This window comes from Spiroplasma ixodetis (assembly GCF_040369795.1).
GTDB classification, from domain to species: domain Bacteria; phylum Bacillota_I; class Bacilli_A; order Mycoplasmatales; family VBWQ01; genus Spiroplasma_E; species Spiroplasma_E ixodetis_B.
This window is the reverse complement of the sequence record NZ_AP028955.1, coordinates 686,312-702,443: the sequence shown is the minus strand read 5'-3', so window position 1 is coordinate 702,443 and position 16,132 is coordinate 686,312. Positions and strand designations below refer to the sequence as shown.

Below are 16,132 nucleotides of genomic sequence, written 5' to 3'. Positions count from 1 at the left end.
AAACATAGTTATTTTTGTAAGTTAAACAGATTACTAAACATTACCTATCAAATCAAAAACTAATTAATATTATTTTTAATAATATCTGTTATTTCTTTAATAGCAATATCTAAGTCATCATTAATAACAATATAATCATATTCATGTTGAACTTTAAATTCTTCTTTTGCTTTATTTAACCTTTTCTCAATAATTGCTTCTGACTCACTAGCGCGCATACGAATTCTTTGTTCTAATTCTTGATAAGAAGGAGGCATAATAAAAATGCTCATAATATCATTGCGATATTCATAATTTTTTAAAAATTGACTAGCACCATCAACCTCAATTTCCAAAATAACATTATAACCTTGATTTTGCAAATTTAAAACATAACTCTTACTAGTACCATAGTAATTACCAATAAAATTTGTATATTCTAAAAAATCATTACCTTTAACATGATTTAAAAAAGTTGATACATCAACAAAAAAATAATTAATGCCATCTTGTTCTTTATTACGTGGTTTTCTTGTTGTCATCGAAACTGAATATGCTAAATTTAATGATTTATCAGCAAATAATTTAGCAATAATTGCACCCTTACCAACACCACTTGGTCCAGAAAGAATAATTAATTTTCCTTTTTTTTGTGCCATTTAGATTCTACTTTCTACTTTTCATAAAATTGAATTATTTTAATATATATTTTACCGTATTTTTTATTAGATACTACTTTAAAATGGAAATTTAATTGTAAATTTTCAAGTGGTACATTTGTTTCTAAAACAATTAAAGCATTATTAGCAAGTAAATTATTTTTATAAAAGAAATCAATAATTCACTGTTGACAAGTAATATTTACAAACGGTGGATCAATAAAAATAATATCACACTGTTGTACTAGTGTTTTACTAAAAATTTGATAATCCAAATTACTTAATTTAACTTGTTCTTGTAAATTACAAGCAAAACAATTTTGATTAATAATATTACAAGCAACTTTGTTAATATCATTTGCAAAAGCAAATTTTGCCCCTCGTGATAAACTTTCAAGAATTAAATTACCACTTCCAACAAATAAATCAACAACAATTTTATCTTCAAAACTACAATAATTTAACATAATATTAAAAATATTTTCTTTAATTCGATTTAATGTTGGCCGTGTTGATAAACCATCTAAAGTAATTATTTTTTTTCCTTTTAATTTTCCAGCAATAATTTTCATGTTTTCTCCAAAATTTAGTTTATAATAACTTTATCATTAAATTTGATAAAAGCAAATTAGTTTAATTTATTATTTATTACAAACTGATGAAAGGATCTGCGATGTTAAACAAATTACAAAACGAAGTACCATCAGCATCTTGAATTACTGAAGATACAAAACCTAGTTTATTAAAACCTTGTGCTGATGTTATTTTACCCTTAACACCTAAATATGAAAATATTATGAAACGTATGATTGATTGAGTAAAAGCATCACAAGATAAAGAATTTAATGCTAACAACATTTTAACTGAAGCTATTGGTATTGCTGCACCACAAATTGGAGAAAATATAAAAATGTATTATATTTTATTGCCAATTACTGATAAAAATGAAAAGATTATTTACTATGAACATGCATTAATAAATCCAAAAATCATTGGTAAAAGCGAACAAATAGCTTATTTAAAAAAAGGTGAAGGTTGTTTAAGTGTAACTAATCACCCTCATGAAGGTTTAGTTCCACGTAATTATAAAATCAATGTTACAGGTTATGACTATTTAAAAAAGAAGAAAGTAACTTTAACTGTTAGAGGTTATGAAGCAATTGTTTTTCAACATGAGCAAGACCATTTAGAAGGAAAACTCTTTTATCATCACATTAATAAGGATAATCATTGACTTAATGATGATAAATGGATTATGATATAAAGTAGAATGATAAACTTAAGTTTTTAAATTGTTTTATTATAGTTAAATATAATATACCAAATAAGTAATAAGTAAAAACATGATTAAATTCATTACATTTTTTTATGTTATGTTTTATGTTATTTTCTTATAATTTTAAAATGAATGAAGGAGAAAAAATATGAGTGATACATCCACAAAAAATACTATGCCAGTTAAAAAGTTCGTCACGAAAATCTTTGCGCTTGGTGGGCTAGAAGAAGTTGGAAAAAATACTTATGTAATTGAACAAGATAATGAAATTATTATTATTGATGCTGGAGTAAAATTTGCTGATGCTTCTATGCCAGGAATTGAAGCAGTAATTCCTGATTATAGCTACCTAAAAGAAAATAAACATAAAATTAAAGGAATATTTATTACTCATGGTCATGAAGATCATATTGGTGGTATACCATACTTATTAAAAGAAATTAGTGATATTCCGGCTATCTACGCTCCTAATTTAGCAGCAGCTTTAATTCGTCATAAAATTAAAGACAAAGGGATAAAATCAAAAATAAAAATAAATATTGTTGATGGTAATAGTAAAATTAAAACTAACAGATTTATTATTAGTTTCTTTGCTGTTAATCATTCAATTCCTGATGCATATGGAATTTGTGTAGAAAATTCAAATGGAACTGTTGTTACAACAGGTGATTATAAATTTGATTGAACACCTTTAGGTCATAAAGCAGATATTGATAAAATGGCACAAATGGGTCAAAAAGGAGTAACATTATTTTTAGCAGATTCAACCAATGCTGAAGTACCCGGTTATACAATGACAGAAATGCTTGTTGTTAAAAGAATTAGTGAAATATTTGCTAAAGCGAAGGGCAGAATTTTAATTTCTACTTTTGCTTCTAATGTACACCGTTTACAACAAATTATTGAAGTCGCAACAAAACATAATAGAAAAGTTGTTGTTGTTGGAAGAAGTTTAGAAAGAATAGTTAATGTTATTCGTCAAATGGGACATTTAAAAGTTCGTGATAGTTCATTTATTAAAACAGAAGAAACTAAAAAATATGATAATAATCAAATTGTTATTATTTGTACAGGTTCCCAAGGTGAACCAATGGCGGCATTATCAAGAATTGCTAATCGCGAACATCGTCAAATAAAAATTATACCCGGTGATACAGTAATATTCTCTTCATCGGCAATTCCCGGTAACCGTGCTGACGTTGAAAGAGTAGTTAATAAACTAACACGACTTAGTGCGATTGTTGAAGAAAATTCACCATTAAATTGATTGCATACTTCTGGTCATGCTTCACAAGAAGAACAAAAACTAATGTTAAATTTAATTAAACCATCATACTTTATGCCAATGCATGGTGATTATAGAATGTTAAAAGTTCATAAAGAAACAGCTGTATCAATCGGAATCCCCGAAGAAAATATATTTATTTGTGCTAATGGTGATCCAATTATTATGGATAATGGTAAATGTTCTTTAAGTGATAAACGCATTGCTGCCGATCCTATTTATGTTGATGGTGGAAAAGATATGTCAGGAGTAACAACTGCTGCAGTAATCCGTGATAGACAAATTCTTTCTAAAGATGGTTTAATTGCAATTGTTGTTTCTATTGATTCACAAAATAATAAATTATTAGCACCACCAACATTTATTTCTCGCGGTTCTTTCTATGTTCGCGATGCAGCACCTTTAGTATCTGAAGCAATATCATTACTAACAAAAGCTATTAATGAAGTATTAAAAAGCCAAAGACCTACTTTTGCCACGATAAAAAATGCTATCAAATCAACATTAGCACCTTATATATTTAAAAAGAAAAGAAGAAACCCTTTAATTATTCCTGTTATATTAAATAAAAAATAGGTAATGTTTAGTAATCTGTGTAACTTACAAAAATAACTATGTTTAATTAATTCTAGTAAATAAAATTAAATAACCAGAAAGAGTGAGTTACTTATGTCTAAAAAACAAAATATTAATAATAATGATCCAATATCAAAAGCAGTAGATTTATTACTAGAAAATACTGAAGATTTAACAACAGTTTTTAAAGAGGGAGGTTTATATAAATAATTAACAAAAAGATTAGTTGAAAAAATGTTGAATTCTGAAATGCAAAATTATTTAGGATATGAAAAAAATCAACATAATACTAGTGAAAATGCTCGCAATGGTATAAGTTCAAAAAAATTAATAACCCAACAAGGTAAAATTGAGATTAATGTACCACGAGATCGTAATAGTAATTTTGAGCCAGTAATAGTTGCAAAAAGACAAAGAAGATTTGATGATTTTGATCAACAAGTTCTTTCATTAGACATATTCCGTAAATAAATTTTTTAAAAGTCAATTAATAATTTAAAATTTATTTTATAATTTCTTTATTAATAAATTAATAAGGTGTTGATAAAAATGAATTTTGAAAATTTAAAAAAATTAAAAAATGAACAATTTTATAGATATTTTGGTATAAAACGTTTTCATTTTGATGAAATGTTAACAAAATTAATTGAAATAGAAAATTTAAAAAAAACTAAAGGTAGAAAATATAAACTTTCAGTTGAAGAAAGATTGATGATGACTTTAGTATCCTGAAAAGAATATTATACTTTTTTCCAAATGAGTATTAAATATAAAATGAGTGCATCAAGTTGTTTTCGAAATATTACTTGAGTAGAAAATAAACTTAGTGATGACAAAGATTATCAGTTTTTAAAAATAAAATATAAATCAAAAATTGAGAAAAAACAAGAAGATTTAAATGAATTTCAATTTTATTTAATTGATTCAACTGAAATTGAAATTGAAAGACCAACTAAAAAAAACTACAGTTAGAATATTTTTCTGGTAAAAGTTGAATGTTTTCTATAAAATTTCAAATTATATATGACTTTTTAATAAAAAAATTGTTGATATTTTTGCTGATAATGGAAAAGTACATGATTTTCAAATATTAAAAAATTCAAATCTTGAATTTTCAGAAAAAACAATAATTATTGGTGATTTGGGATATCAAGGAATACAAAATATTTATAAAAATACTATATTACCAATTAAAAAAACTAAAAATAAAAAATTAACTAAACAAGAAAAAATCTACAATAAAATTATTTCAAAAATTAGAATTAAAGTTTAACATGTTTTTGCTTGATTAAAAAGATTCAAAATTTTAATAAATAAATGTAGAAAAAGTATATTTAGACTTATGTACTTAAGATTTAACTTACTTTGTGAAATTTTTAATAAAACAAAACCATTAAAATAAAAAAATATTTTTAATATTTTTTTAAAAATTTAAATTTTTATCAAGTTAATATAAAAATAATATTAACAATTTTTGTGTTTGAAATATAAATTTATTTTTAAAGTATTTTTTTAAAAATATTAACTTCTATAATTATTAACACTAAAAAATTTATAAATATTATTATTGACAATTGATTAAATTTATTTACGGAATATGTCTATTATATGCCAAAGGCATGACTTTATCAGATATTAGAATGCAGTTACAAGAGTTATATCATGGTGCTGATATTAGTGAAAGTGTTATTAGTCAAATTACTGATGATGTTATTGATGATGTTAAAGCATAACAAAATCGGCCATTAGAAAGTGTTTATCCGATTGTTTATTTTGATTGTATAGTAGTTAAAGTACGACAAGATAAACGCATTATTAACAAATCAGTTTATATAGCACTAGGAGTTGATTTAGAAGGTAAAAAAGATATTTTAGGTTTATGAATTAGTGGAAATGAAGGTTCTAAGTTTTGATTATCTAATTTCACAGAAATGAAAAATCGAGTCTTAAATGATATTCTTATTGCTTGTAGTGACAATTTAACAGGAATGTCAGAAGCAATACAATTAGTTTATTCTAAAACCGAACATCAATTATGCATAGTTCATCAAATTAGAAATAGTTTAAAATATGTTTCATACAAACATAGAAAATCACTAGTTACAGATTTAAAACCAATTTATAGTGCATGTAGTGAAGTACAAGCAATGCAGGCTTTAGAATCTTTTGAAAGTAAATGAAATAAAAAATATCCTCAAATTACTAAATCATGATATAAAAATTGAGATAATTTAATGGTTTTTATTAGTTATCCTGCAGAAATCAAAAGAGTGATTTATACAACAAATGCTATTGAATATGTTAATAGTCAATTACGAAAAGTTGTTAGAAATAAAAAAGTTTTTCCAAATGATATGGCAGTTTTTAAAATATTTTACTTAGCAATTGAAAATATAACAAAAAAATGAACAATGCCCATTCAAAATTGAAATACAGCAATTGCTCATTTTATGATAAAATTTGAAGATAAGACATATTCCGTAAATAAATTTAATCAATTGTCAATAATAATATTTATAAATTTTTTAGTGTTAATAATTATAGAAGTTAATATTTTTAAAAAAATACTTTAAAAATAAATTTATATTTCAAACACAAAAATTGTTAATATTATTTTTATATTAACTTGATAAAAATTTAAATTTTTAAAAAAATATTAAAAATTTTTTTTATTTTAATGGTTTTGTTTTATTAAAAATTTCACAAAGTAAGTTAAATCTTAAGTACATAAGTCTAAATATACTTTTTCTACATTTATTTATTAAAATTTTGAATCTTTTTAATCAAGCAAAAACATGTTCAACTTTAATTCTAATTTTTGAAATAATTTTATTGTAGATTTTTTCTTGTTTAGTTAATTTTTTATTTTTAGTTTTTTAATTGGTAATATAGTATTTTTATAAATATTTTGTATTCCTTGATATCCCAAATCACCAATAATTATTGTTTTTTCTGAAAATTCAAGATTTTAATTTTTTAATATTTGAAAATCATGTACTTTTCCATTATCAGCAAAAATATCAACAATTTTTTTATTAAAAAAGTCATATATAATTTTAAATTTTATAGAAAACATTCAACTTTTACCAGAAAAATATTCTAACTGTAGTTTTTTTTAGTTGGTCTTTCAATTTCAATTTCATTTGAATCAATTAAATAAAATTGAAATTCATTTAAATCTTCTTGTTTTTTCTCAATTTTTGATTTATATTTTGTTTTTAAAAACTGATAATCTTTGTCATCACTAAGTTTATTTTCTACTCAAGTAATATTTCGAAAACAACTTGATGCACTCATTTTATATTTAATACTCATTTGGAAAAAAGTATAATATTCTTTTCAGTATACTAAAGTCATCATCAATCTTTCTTCAACTGAAAGTTTATATTTTCTACCTTTAGTTTTTTTTAAATTTTCTATTTCAATTAATTTTGTTAACATTTCATCAAAATGAAAACTTTTTATACCAAAATATCTATAAAATTGTTCATTTTTTAATTTTTTTAAATTTTCAAAATTCATTTTTATCAACACCTTATTAATTTATTAATAAAGAAATTATAAAATAAATTTTAAATTATTAATTGACTTTTAAAAAATTTATTTACGGAATATGTCTATAGAATTAATCTAAACTAGTAACTTTGTAAAAAGTGGAATGGCAACTTTTTTTAGGACTGTTTTTTGGTAGACATTTGTGCTTGGTTTTTTATGGGGGTTAAGTAGTTTAGAGTGCTGTGGATTCTTATGTTGTTGTATCAATTGATATAATCAAATAATTCTAATTTTAATGGGATTAATGATGTAAAATTTTTATCATTAATAAATTCTGTTTTGAAAGTTTTGAAAGTTGCTTCAGCAACAGCGTTATCATAAGGACAACCTTTTTTGCTTAAAGAGCGGGTAATATTGAAGGCTAATAAAAGTTTATCAATAGTTTTATTATTAAATTCATTACCGCGATCGCTATGAAATATTTGAATATTTTTTAAACAATGATTTGAGCACATAAATGCTTGATATACTAATGATGCATCTTTTTTAGTAACTACACTATGTCCAATAATTTCGCGATTATACAGGTCGATTAATAAGCGAATATAGTTTCATTTACCATTAACTTGAACATAATTTAAATCACTAACAATAACTTCATTTTTAAGCCTATTATTAAAGTCTCTATTAACAAGATTAGTAATTTGAATATCATTGACTTTATTATGATAATTTTTGTATGATAATTTAGTGTATTTTGATATTAAATTATGTTTATTCATAATTTTTTTAATTTTTCGTCTTGATAAATTAATTTTCTTTTCTTTTAGAACAACTTTTAATCTTCTTGTTCCATAAGCTTCTTTATTTTCTTTAAAAGCACTAATAACAGCTTCATCATACATATTATTTTGAATTTTATCTTCTTTTTTCTTGAAATTAAAATAATATGTTGATTTAGAGATTTTTAAAAGATGCTTTTTAAAAATCTGTGTATCTTTTTACAAAGTTACTAGTTTAGATTAATTCTATCTTCAAATTTTATAATAAAATGAGCAATTGCTGTATTTCAATTTTGAATGGGCATTGTTCATTTTTTTGTTATATTTTCAATTGCTAAGTAAAATATTTTAAAAACTGCCATATCATTTGGAAAAAATTTTTTATTTCTAATAACTTTTCGTAATTGACTATTAACAGATTCAATAGCATTTGTTGTATAAATCACTCTTTTGATTTCTGCAGGATAACTAATAAAAAACATTAAATTATCTCAATTTTTATATCATGATTTAGCAATTTGAGGATATTGTTTATTTCATTTACTTTCAAAAGATTCTAAAGCTTGCATTGCTTGTTCTTCACTACATGCACTATAAATTGGTTTTAAATCTGTAACTAGTGATTTTCTATGTTTGTATGAAACATATTTTAAACTATTTCTAATTTGATGAACTATGCATAATTGATGTTCGTTTTTAGGATAAACTGATTGTATTGCTTCTGACATTCCTGTTAAATTGTCACTACAAGCAATAAGAATATCATTTAAGCCTCGATTTTTCATTTCTGTGAAATTAGATAATCAAAACTTAGAACCTTCATTTTCACTAATTCATAAACCTAAAACATCTTTTTTACCTTCTAAATCAACTCCTAGTGCTATATAAACTGATTTGTTAATAATGCGTTTATCTTGTCGTACTTTAACTACTATACAATCAAAATAAACAATCGGATAAACACTTTCTAATGGCCGATTTTGTCATGCTTTAACATCATCAATAACATCATCAGTAATTTGACTAATAACACTTTCACTAATATCAGCACCATGATATAACTCTTGTAACTGCATTCTAATATCTGATAAAGTCATGCCTTTGGCATATAACGAAAGAACTTGTTGATCAAAACCATCAAATCTTCTTTGTCTTTTTACAACTATTACTGGCTCAAAATTACTATTACGATCTCGTGGTACATTAATCTCAATTTTACCTTGTTGGGTTATTAATTTTTTTGAATTTATACCATCGCGAGCATTATCACTATTATTATGTTGATTTTTTTCATATCCTAAATAATTTTGCATTTCAGAATTCAACATTTTTTCAACTAATCTTTTTGTTAATTATTTAGACATATCCCGTAAATAAATTTAATCAATTGTCAATAATAATATTTATAAATTTTTTAGTGTTAATAATTATAGAAGTTAATATTTTTAAAAAAATACTTTAAAAATAAATTTATATTTCAAACACAAAAATTGTTAATATTGTTTTTATATTAACTTGATAAAAATTTAAATTTTTAAAAAAATATTAAAAATATTTTTTTATTTTAATGGTTTTGTTTTATTAAAAATTTCACAAAGTAAGTTAAATCTTAAGTACATAAGTCTAAATATACTTTTTCTACATTTATTTATTAAAATTTTGAATCTTTTTAATCAAGCAAAAACATGTTCAACTTTAATTCTAATTTTTGAAATAATTTTTTTGTAGATTTTTTCTTGTTTAGTTAATTTTTTATTTTTAGTTTTTTTAATTGGTAATATAGTATTTTTATAAATATTTTGTATTCCTTGATATCCCAAATCACCAATAATTATTGTTTTTTCTGAAAATTCAAGATTTGAATTTTTTAATATTTGAAAATCATGTACTTTTCCATTATCAGCAAAAATATCAACAATTTTTTTATTAAAAAGTCATATATAATTTGAAATTTTATAGAAAACATTCAACTTTTACCAGAAAAATATTCTAACTGTAGTTTTTTTTAGTTGGTCTTTCAATTTCAATTTCAGTTGAATCAATTAAATAAAATTGAAATTCATTTAAATCTTATTGTTTTTTCTCAATTTTTGATTTATATTTTGTTTTTAAAAACTGATAATCTTTGTCATCACTAAGTTTATTTTCTACTCAAGTAATATTTCGAAAACAACTTGATGCACTCATTTTATATTTAATACTCATTTGGAAAAAAGTATAATATTCTTTTCAGTATACTAAAGTCATCATCAATCTTTCTTCAACTGAAAGTTTATATTTTCTACCTTTAGTTTTTTTTAAATTTTCTATTTCAATTAATTTTGTTAACATTTCATCAAAATGAAAACGTTTTATACCAAAATATCTATAAAATTGTTCATTTTTTAATTTTTTTAAATTTTCAAAATTCATTTTTATCAACACCTTATTAATTTATTAATAAAGAAATTATAAAATAAATTTTAAATTATTAATTGACTTTTAAAAAATTTATTTACGGAATATGTCTTTTATATAAACCTCCCTCTTTAAAAACTGTTGTTAAATCTTCAGTATTTTTTAGTAATAAATCTACTGCTTTTGATATTGGATCATTATTATTAATATTTTGTTTTTTAGACATAAGTAACTCACTCTTTCTATTTATTTAATTTTATTTACTAGAATTAATTAAACATAGTTATTTTTGTAAGTTACACAGATTACTAAACATTACCTTTTAAAAAACGACACATTGTACGAATTTTATATTTAACTTTATTTTTATTAATAATTTCTATTTTCTGCCTATTATTAGTGCTACTTGCTTTAAAATATCATTTTCCATTAGTAACTGTTTTAATTCTTTTCTTAATTTAATTAATTCATTTTCTTCAACAGAACGGTTATCTTTGGTTTTAAAAATGCCTGAATTAGTAAATTGCTTAATTCAATTATAAGTAGCTGCTCTTGTAACATTGTACTCTTTAGCAAGACAAGACACTGACTTACCACTTTGATATAAAGCTACTATTTGTTTTTTAAATTCATCTGAATATGAGTTAATATTTGCCATAATTATAATTCCTTTCTTTTAACTAATTTGTTCACTTGTCTACGTAATTAGTGTCCAATAAAGTGTAACCCATCCAGTTTCTAGTAATATTGAACACTTTACAAATTTCTTTAATTTTCATGTTTGTACTTTCATAGGCTTCTATTACTTTTCTTCGTAAGTCTTCACTGTATGGTTTTGGCATAATTTAATCTTCCTAATCTATTTTAAATATTTCTGAATTGTACTTTTAAATTCAAAAACTGTTTAAATTACATATTATTATTTTACATTATTTATGAGTAAACATTACTTTAGTTAGCTATAAATTAATTAATTTAGTAAAATTTATGATAAATAATAAAAAATCTCTTTTAATTAAAAGAGATTTTTTATTATTTAAACTTTTTTATTTTTTTTCCTTTAAATTTTGATGTTTATAGAACATTCTATTTTCAATACTTGCAATACGAGCAGTAGATTCACCAACATTAATATTAACCAATGCTTCATCAATTGAATAGATTTTTGCATCTAAGTTATCTAAATGATGTAAAATTTCAGCTTCTATTGTTTTTGGTAAGACAGGTGATCCATATTCATATTTACCATGACTAGCTAATATTAGATGCTGTAATAAAACTACGATTTCTTCCTCTAAGTTAATATTTAATTCCTTACAAGCAAGTGTAACTTGCATTGCACCTAATGAAATATGACCAATCATTTTACCTGATAGTGTATATGAACTAATAGGATTATTATTTAATTCAACCATTTTTCCATAATCATGCATAATGATTCCTGCATATAATAGTTCAATATTAATATTACGATCATTATAAAGCGCTACTACTTGTTTTGCCATTCTTAGCATTGTTACTGAGTGTCATAATAAACCACTTTGAACAGCATGATGCATTTTAACTGCTGCTGGTCATTTTTTATAATCATCAATATTTTTTTTATTAAAACATTGGATTAATACTTTTTTTAAAATTTGATTTTTAAATTCCTTTATTGTTTGACTAATTTCAGTTCATGCTTCAATAATATTAATTGGTGCTTGTGTAAGTAATAAATCATAATATTCACTAGGATTGGTAATAATAGTTCAATTATTAATTTTTAGTTGTATTTCATTATTATAATTAATGCTATTTGCTTCAATTTTAATTACTTGTTCTATTGTTAATTGTTCAATAGTTTCTTTGCTTACGTCTCAAATTCTTGCTGAAATTGTCCCAGTTTTATCTTGTAATTGTAAGTTTAAATAATTAGTATTGTTAGAAGCAACACCTTGAATTACTCGATTAATAATTACTACTAAACTTAAAACATTATTAGGTTTAATATCTTTAATTACAGTCATTTTTTAGTTCCTTTCTATCATTTTATATCTTTGATATTTATATATTTGATAGCTAATTCTTCATACATTTTTTTCATTTTTAATTGTGCATCATTAATGGTTTTATCAACACAAACAAAATAGAATTTAATTTTTGGCTCAGTTCCACTAGGTCTAACAGCAAATCATGAACCATCACTGAAGTAAAATTTTAGTAAATTTTGCGATGGCATTCCATGTAAACCAGTTTGATAATCTTCAACTTTAATTGTTTTAATATTATTAAGTGTTGGTATTTTACTAGTTCTTAATGTTTCTAACATATTATTAATAGTATTTTGTCCTGTTTTTCCTTTTAAAATAAGATTAACAGTATAACAGTAATAATATCCAAATTTTTGATAAATATTTTCTAAAATATCAACTAATGTTTTTTGTGAATTTTGATAATATCAAGCCGCTTCTGCCGCTACTATTGCTGATTGAATACCATCTTTGTCACGAGTAATATCTTTAATAACATAACCATATGCTTCTTCAAAACCAAAAACAAAGTTAATGTTACGTGCTTTTTCTTTTAGCATTTCTGCACCAATTCATTTAAAGCCAGTTAACGTTTTAATGACTTGACATCCGTATGATTTAGCAATCATATCAGATAAATTGGAAGTAACAAATGTATTGTACATAACGGGATTTTTTGGCATTGTTTTATTAAGTTGATAATGGCTTAATAAATATTCTAATAAAATTGGTGCTGTTTCATTACCTGTTAATAATACATAATCATTATTATGTTTTACAGCAATACCAATGCGATCAGCATCAGGATCATTTAAAATAATTAATGGTGCATCATGTTTTTTAGCGTGTTTAATTGCTAAATCAAATGTTGGTTTTACTTCGGGATTGGGCGACACCACACCTTTAAAATCAGGATCATAGTTAGCTTGCTCTGTTACTAAAATAATTTCATAACCGCATTGTTCTAAAATTGGTTTAACTCATTCACGACTAGTACCGTGTAGATTAGAAAATACAATTTTAAAGTTACGATTTTTAACTTGTGGATAAAACTGTAAATTTTTAATATCATTACGATAATTATCTTCTACTGTTGAAGGCACTTCTTTAATTAGGTTAGTATCATAATCGAATGTTAATTGAAAATCATCAGACAATTGTTCCATTTTATTGCTAATTATATTGGTAACATTAGGAAGGAATTGACAGCCGTATTGATCATAAATTTTATAACCATTATATTCAGGAGGATTATGACTGGCCGTAATAACAATTCCAGCAAGAGCATTAACTTTTCTAATACTATATGAAAGTACTGGTGTTGGTCTTAAATCATTATTTTTAAATAAAAAAACAGGAATTTTATGTTTGGCTAAAGTTTTTGCTGTTAACATTGTAAATTCTGCTGAAAAGTGACGATTATCATGAGCAATAATAACGCCACGAAGTAAGTCTTTTTCAGAAAAAGCAGATTTTAAATATTGAATAAATGCGACAGTTGCTTTCATAATAATAATTTCATTAATTCTGCCGGTACCAACTCCAGTAATACCACGCATGCCAGCTGTACCAAATTCTAAAGTTCTAGTAAAAGCATCTTCAATTTCATTTTTAGACATTGTAGTTAATTGTTTTTTTAAGTGTTGTGGTAAGTTTTGCTTTTTTCAAATCTCATATGTTTTTAGTACATTCATTATTATTTCTCCTTTATAATAAAAAAATAAGTTTATAGGTAAATCATACTATAAAATAAGAATAAAATAAATTTTAGTAGTTAATCTAAACAGAAACTTTTAATTAAATAATAAAAAATAAGGCTTTTATCCCTTTATGTACTATTTTTAAATTTTATCACATAAATGGAGATAAAAGCCTATATAGGAAATTATCCCCACATGTATCTAAATCAAACACAAAATTATAGTTTCAAAACTGAGGCTTTTTAAAAATCTGTGTATCTTTTTACAAAGTTACTAGTTTAGATTAATTCTATCTTCAAATTTTATCATAAAATGAGCAATTGCTGTATTTCAATTTTGAATGGGCAGTGTTCATTTTTTTGTTATATTTTCAATTGCTAAGTAAAATATTTTAAAAACTACCATATCATTTGGAAAAACTTTTTTATTTCTAATAACTTTTCGTAATTGACTATTAACAGATTCAATAGCATTTGTTGTATAAATAACTCTTTTGATTTCTGCAGGATAACTAATAAAAACCATTAAATTATCTCAATTTTTATATCATGATTTAGCAATTTGAGGATATTGTTTATTTCATTTACTTTCAAAAGATTCTAAAGCTTGCATTGCTTGTTCTTCACTACATGCACTATAAATTGGTTTTAAATCTGTAACTAGTGATTTTCTATGTTTGTATGAAACATATTTTAAACTATTTCTAATTTGATGGACTATGCATAATTGATGTTCGGTTTTAGGATAAACTGATTGTATCGCTTCTGACATTTCTGTTAAATTGTCACTACAAACAATAAGAATATCATTTAAGCCTCGATTTTTCATTTCTGTGAAATTAGATAATCAAAACTTAGAACCTTCATTTTCACTAATTCATAAACCTAAAACATCTTTTTTACCTTCTAAATCAACTCCTAGTGCTATATAAACTGATTTGTTAATAATGCGTTTATCTTGTCGTACTTTAACTACTATACAATCAAAATAAACAATCGGATAAACACTTTCTAATGGCCGATTTTGTCATGCTTTAACATCATCAATAACATCATCAGTAATTTGACTAATAACACTTTCAATAATATCAGCACCATGATATAACTCTTGTAACTGCATTCTAATATCTGATAAAGTCATGCCTTTGGCATATAATGAAAGAAATTGTTGATCAAAACCATCAAATCTTCTTTGTCTTTTTGCAACTATTACTGGCTCAAAATTAATATTACGATCTCGTGGTACATTAATCTTAATTTTACCTTGTTGAGTTATTAATTTTTTTGAATTTATACCATTACGAGCATTTTCACTAGTATTATGTTGATTTTTTTCATATCCTAAATAATTTTGCATTTCAGAATTCAACATTTTTTCAACTAATCTTTTTGTTAATTCTTTATATAAACCTCCCTCTTTAAAAACTGTTGTTAAATCTTCAGTATTTTCTAGTAATAAATCTACTGCTTTTGATATCGGATCATTATTATTAATATTTTGTTTTTTAGACATACATAACTCACTCTTTCTAGTTATTTAATTTTATTTACTAGAATTAATTAAACATAGTTATTTTTGTAATTTACACAGATTACTAAACATTACCGCCAAATATTAAAAAAGCGATTGATTTTGTTTTTCAATATATGAGCAAACATTACTTTAGTTAGCTATATTATTTTGAATTTTATCTTCTTTTTTCTTGAAATTAAAATAAAATGTTGATTTAGAGATTTTTAAAAAACGACACATTGTACGAATTTTATATTTAACTTTATTTTTAGTAATAATTTCTATTTTCTGCCTATTATTAGTGCTGCTTGCTTTAAAATATCATTTTCCATTCTTAATTGTTTTAATTCTTTTCTTAATTTAATTAATTCATTTTCTTCAACAGAACGGTTATCTTTGATTTTAAAACTGCCTGAATTAGTAAATTGTTTAATTCAATTATAAGTAGCTGCTATTGTA

The 16,132-nt window shown here is 23.5% G+C and carries 17 protein-coding genes and 2 pseudogenes; 6 read left to right on the top strand and 13 right to left on the bottom strand.

Annotated features, from left to right (window positions below):
- Positions 1-59: 59 nt before the first annotated feature.
- Both gmk and ABWV63_RS05085 read right to left on the bottom strand, forming a co-directional pair.
- The gene (gmk, locus tag ABWV63_RS05090; protein ID WP_353307077.1) at positions 60-638 is read right to left on the bottom strand and encodes a guanylate kinase; all 579 of its coding nucleotides are present in this window, start codon (positions 636-638) and stop codon (positions 60-62) included.
- Between the two features lie 14 nt (positions 639-652).
- The gene (locus ABWV63_RS05085; RefSeq protein WP_353307076.1) at positions 653-1,210 is read right to left on the bottom strand and encodes an RsmD family RNA methyltransferase; all 558 of its coding nucleotides are present in this window, start codon (positions 1,208-1,210) and stop codon (positions 653-655) included.
- Between the two features lie 86 nt (positions 1,211-1,296).
- On the opposite strand from ABWV63_RS05085, the gene def reads away from it, so the two are divergent.
- From def to ABWV63_RS05055, 6 genes and pseudogenes are all read left to right on the top strand, one after another.
- Positions 1,297-1,902 carry a peptide deformylase gene (def, locus tag ABWV63_RS05080; protein ID WP_353307075.1) on the top strand — a complete coding sequence of 202 codons (606 nt, stop codon included), beginning with the start codon at positions 1,297-1,299 and terminating at the stop codon, positions 1,900-1,902.
- Positions 1,903-2,062: 160 nt separating this feature from the next.
- On the top strand, positions 2,063-3,775 hold the full coding sequence (locus ABWV63_RS05075) for a ribonuclease J (protein WP_353307074.1): 1,713 nt from the start codon (positions 2,063-2,065) through the stop codon (positions 3,773-3,775).
- A gap of 234 nt (positions 3,776-4,009) precedes the next feature.
- Positions 4,010-4,246: a transposase gene (locus tag ABWV63_RS05070; protein ID WP_353307073.1), complete on the top strand. Its 237-nt coding sequence runs from the start codon at positions 4,010-4,012 to the stop codon at positions 4,244-4,246.
- Between the two features lie 78 nt (positions 4,247-4,324).
- Positions 4,325-4,747 (top strand): transposase family protein, encoded by a 423-nt coding sequence (locus ABWV63_RS05065; protein ID WP_353307072.1) that lies wholly within the window; start codon positions 4,325-4,327, stop codon positions 4,745-4,747.
- 19 nt (positions 4,748-4,766) lie between these two features.
- Positions 4,767-5,048, top strand: a complete 282-nt coding sequence (locus ABWV63_RS05060) for a transposase family protein (RefSeq protein WP_353307071.1) — start codon at positions 4,767-4,769, stop codon at positions 5,046-5,048.
- A gap of 346 nt (positions 5,049-5,394) precedes the next feature.
- Positions 5,395-6,348, top strand: a pseudogene (locus ABWV63_RS05055) (IS256 family transposase).
- A 526-nt stretch (positions 6,349-6,874) separates the two neighbouring features.
- Here the strand turns inward: ABWV63_RS05055 and ABWV63_RS05050 are convergent.
- The 11 genes and pseudogenes from ABWV63_RS05050 to ABWV63_RS05000 form a co-directional block, all read right to left on the bottom strand.
- Positions 6,875-7,297 (bottom strand): transposase family protein, encoded by a 423-nt coding sequence (locus ABWV63_RS05050; RefSeq protein ID WP_353307070.1) that lies wholly within the window; start codon positions 7,295-7,297, stop codon positions 6,875-6,877.
- Between the two features lie 149 nt (positions 7,298-7,446).
- Positions 7,447-8,187 carry an IS3 family transposase gene (locus ABWV63_RS05045; RefSeq protein WP_353307184.1) on the bottom strand — a complete coding sequence of 247 codons (741 nt, stop codon included), beginning with the start codon at positions 8,185-8,187 and terminating at the stop codon, positions 7,447-7,449.
- 95 nt (positions 8,188-8,282) lie between these two features.
- Positions 8,283-9,507 (bottom strand): annotated as a pseudogene (locus tag ABWV63_RS05040) (IS256 family transposase).
- Between the two features lie 104 nt (positions 9,508-9,611).
- Complete coding sequence (locus tag ABWV63_RS05035) at positions 9,612-10,022, bottom strand: transposase family protein (protein ID WP_353305982.1); 411 nt, start codon at positions 10,020-10,022, stop codon at positions 9,612-9,614.
- 100 nt (positions 10,023-10,122) lie between these two features.
- Positions 10,123-10,464: a transposase family protein gene (locus ABWV63_RS05030; protein WP_353307069.1), complete on the bottom strand. Its 342-nt coding sequence runs from the start codon at positions 10,462-10,464 to the stop codon at positions 10,123-10,125.
- An 82-nt stretch (positions 10,465-10,546) separates the two neighbouring features.
- Entirely contained in the window at positions 10,547-10,675 is a 129-nt protein-coding gene (locus ABWV63_RS05025; RefSeq protein WP_353307068.1) for a hypothetical protein, read from the bottom strand.
- 153 nt (positions 10,676-10,828) lie between these two features.
- Positions 10,829-11,107 carry a transposase gene (locus ABWV63_RS05020; protein WP_353307067.1) on the bottom strand — a complete coding sequence of 93 codons (279 nt, stop codon included), beginning with the start codon at positions 11,105-11,107 and terminating at the stop codon, positions 10,829-10,831.
- 22 nt (positions 11,108-11,129) lie between these two features.
- Positions 11,130-11,291, bottom strand: coding sequence for a hypothetical protein (locus tag ABWV63_RS05015; protein ID WP_353307066.1), 162 nt, complete (start codon positions 11,289-11,291; stop codon positions 11,130-11,132).
- 204 nt (positions 11,292-11,495) lie between these two features.
- Entirely contained in the window at positions 11,496-12,458 is a 963-nt protein-coding gene (locus ABWV63_RS05010; RefSeq protein WP_353307065.1) for an HD domain-containing protein, read from the bottom strand.
- A 14-nt stretch (positions 12,459-12,472) separates the two neighbouring features.
- Positions 12,473-14,155, bottom strand: coding sequence for a phospho-sugar mutase (locus ABWV63_RS05005; protein ID WP_353307064.1), 1,683 nt, complete (start codon positions 14,153-14,155; stop codon positions 12,473-12,475).
- Between the two features lie 279 nt (positions 14,156-14,434).
- Entirely contained in the window at positions 14,435-15,673 is a 1,239-nt protein-coding gene (locus ABWV63_RS05000; RefSeq protein WP_353307063.1) for an IS256 family transposase, read from the bottom strand.
- Between the last annotated feature and the right edge of the window lie 459 nt (positions 15,674-16,132).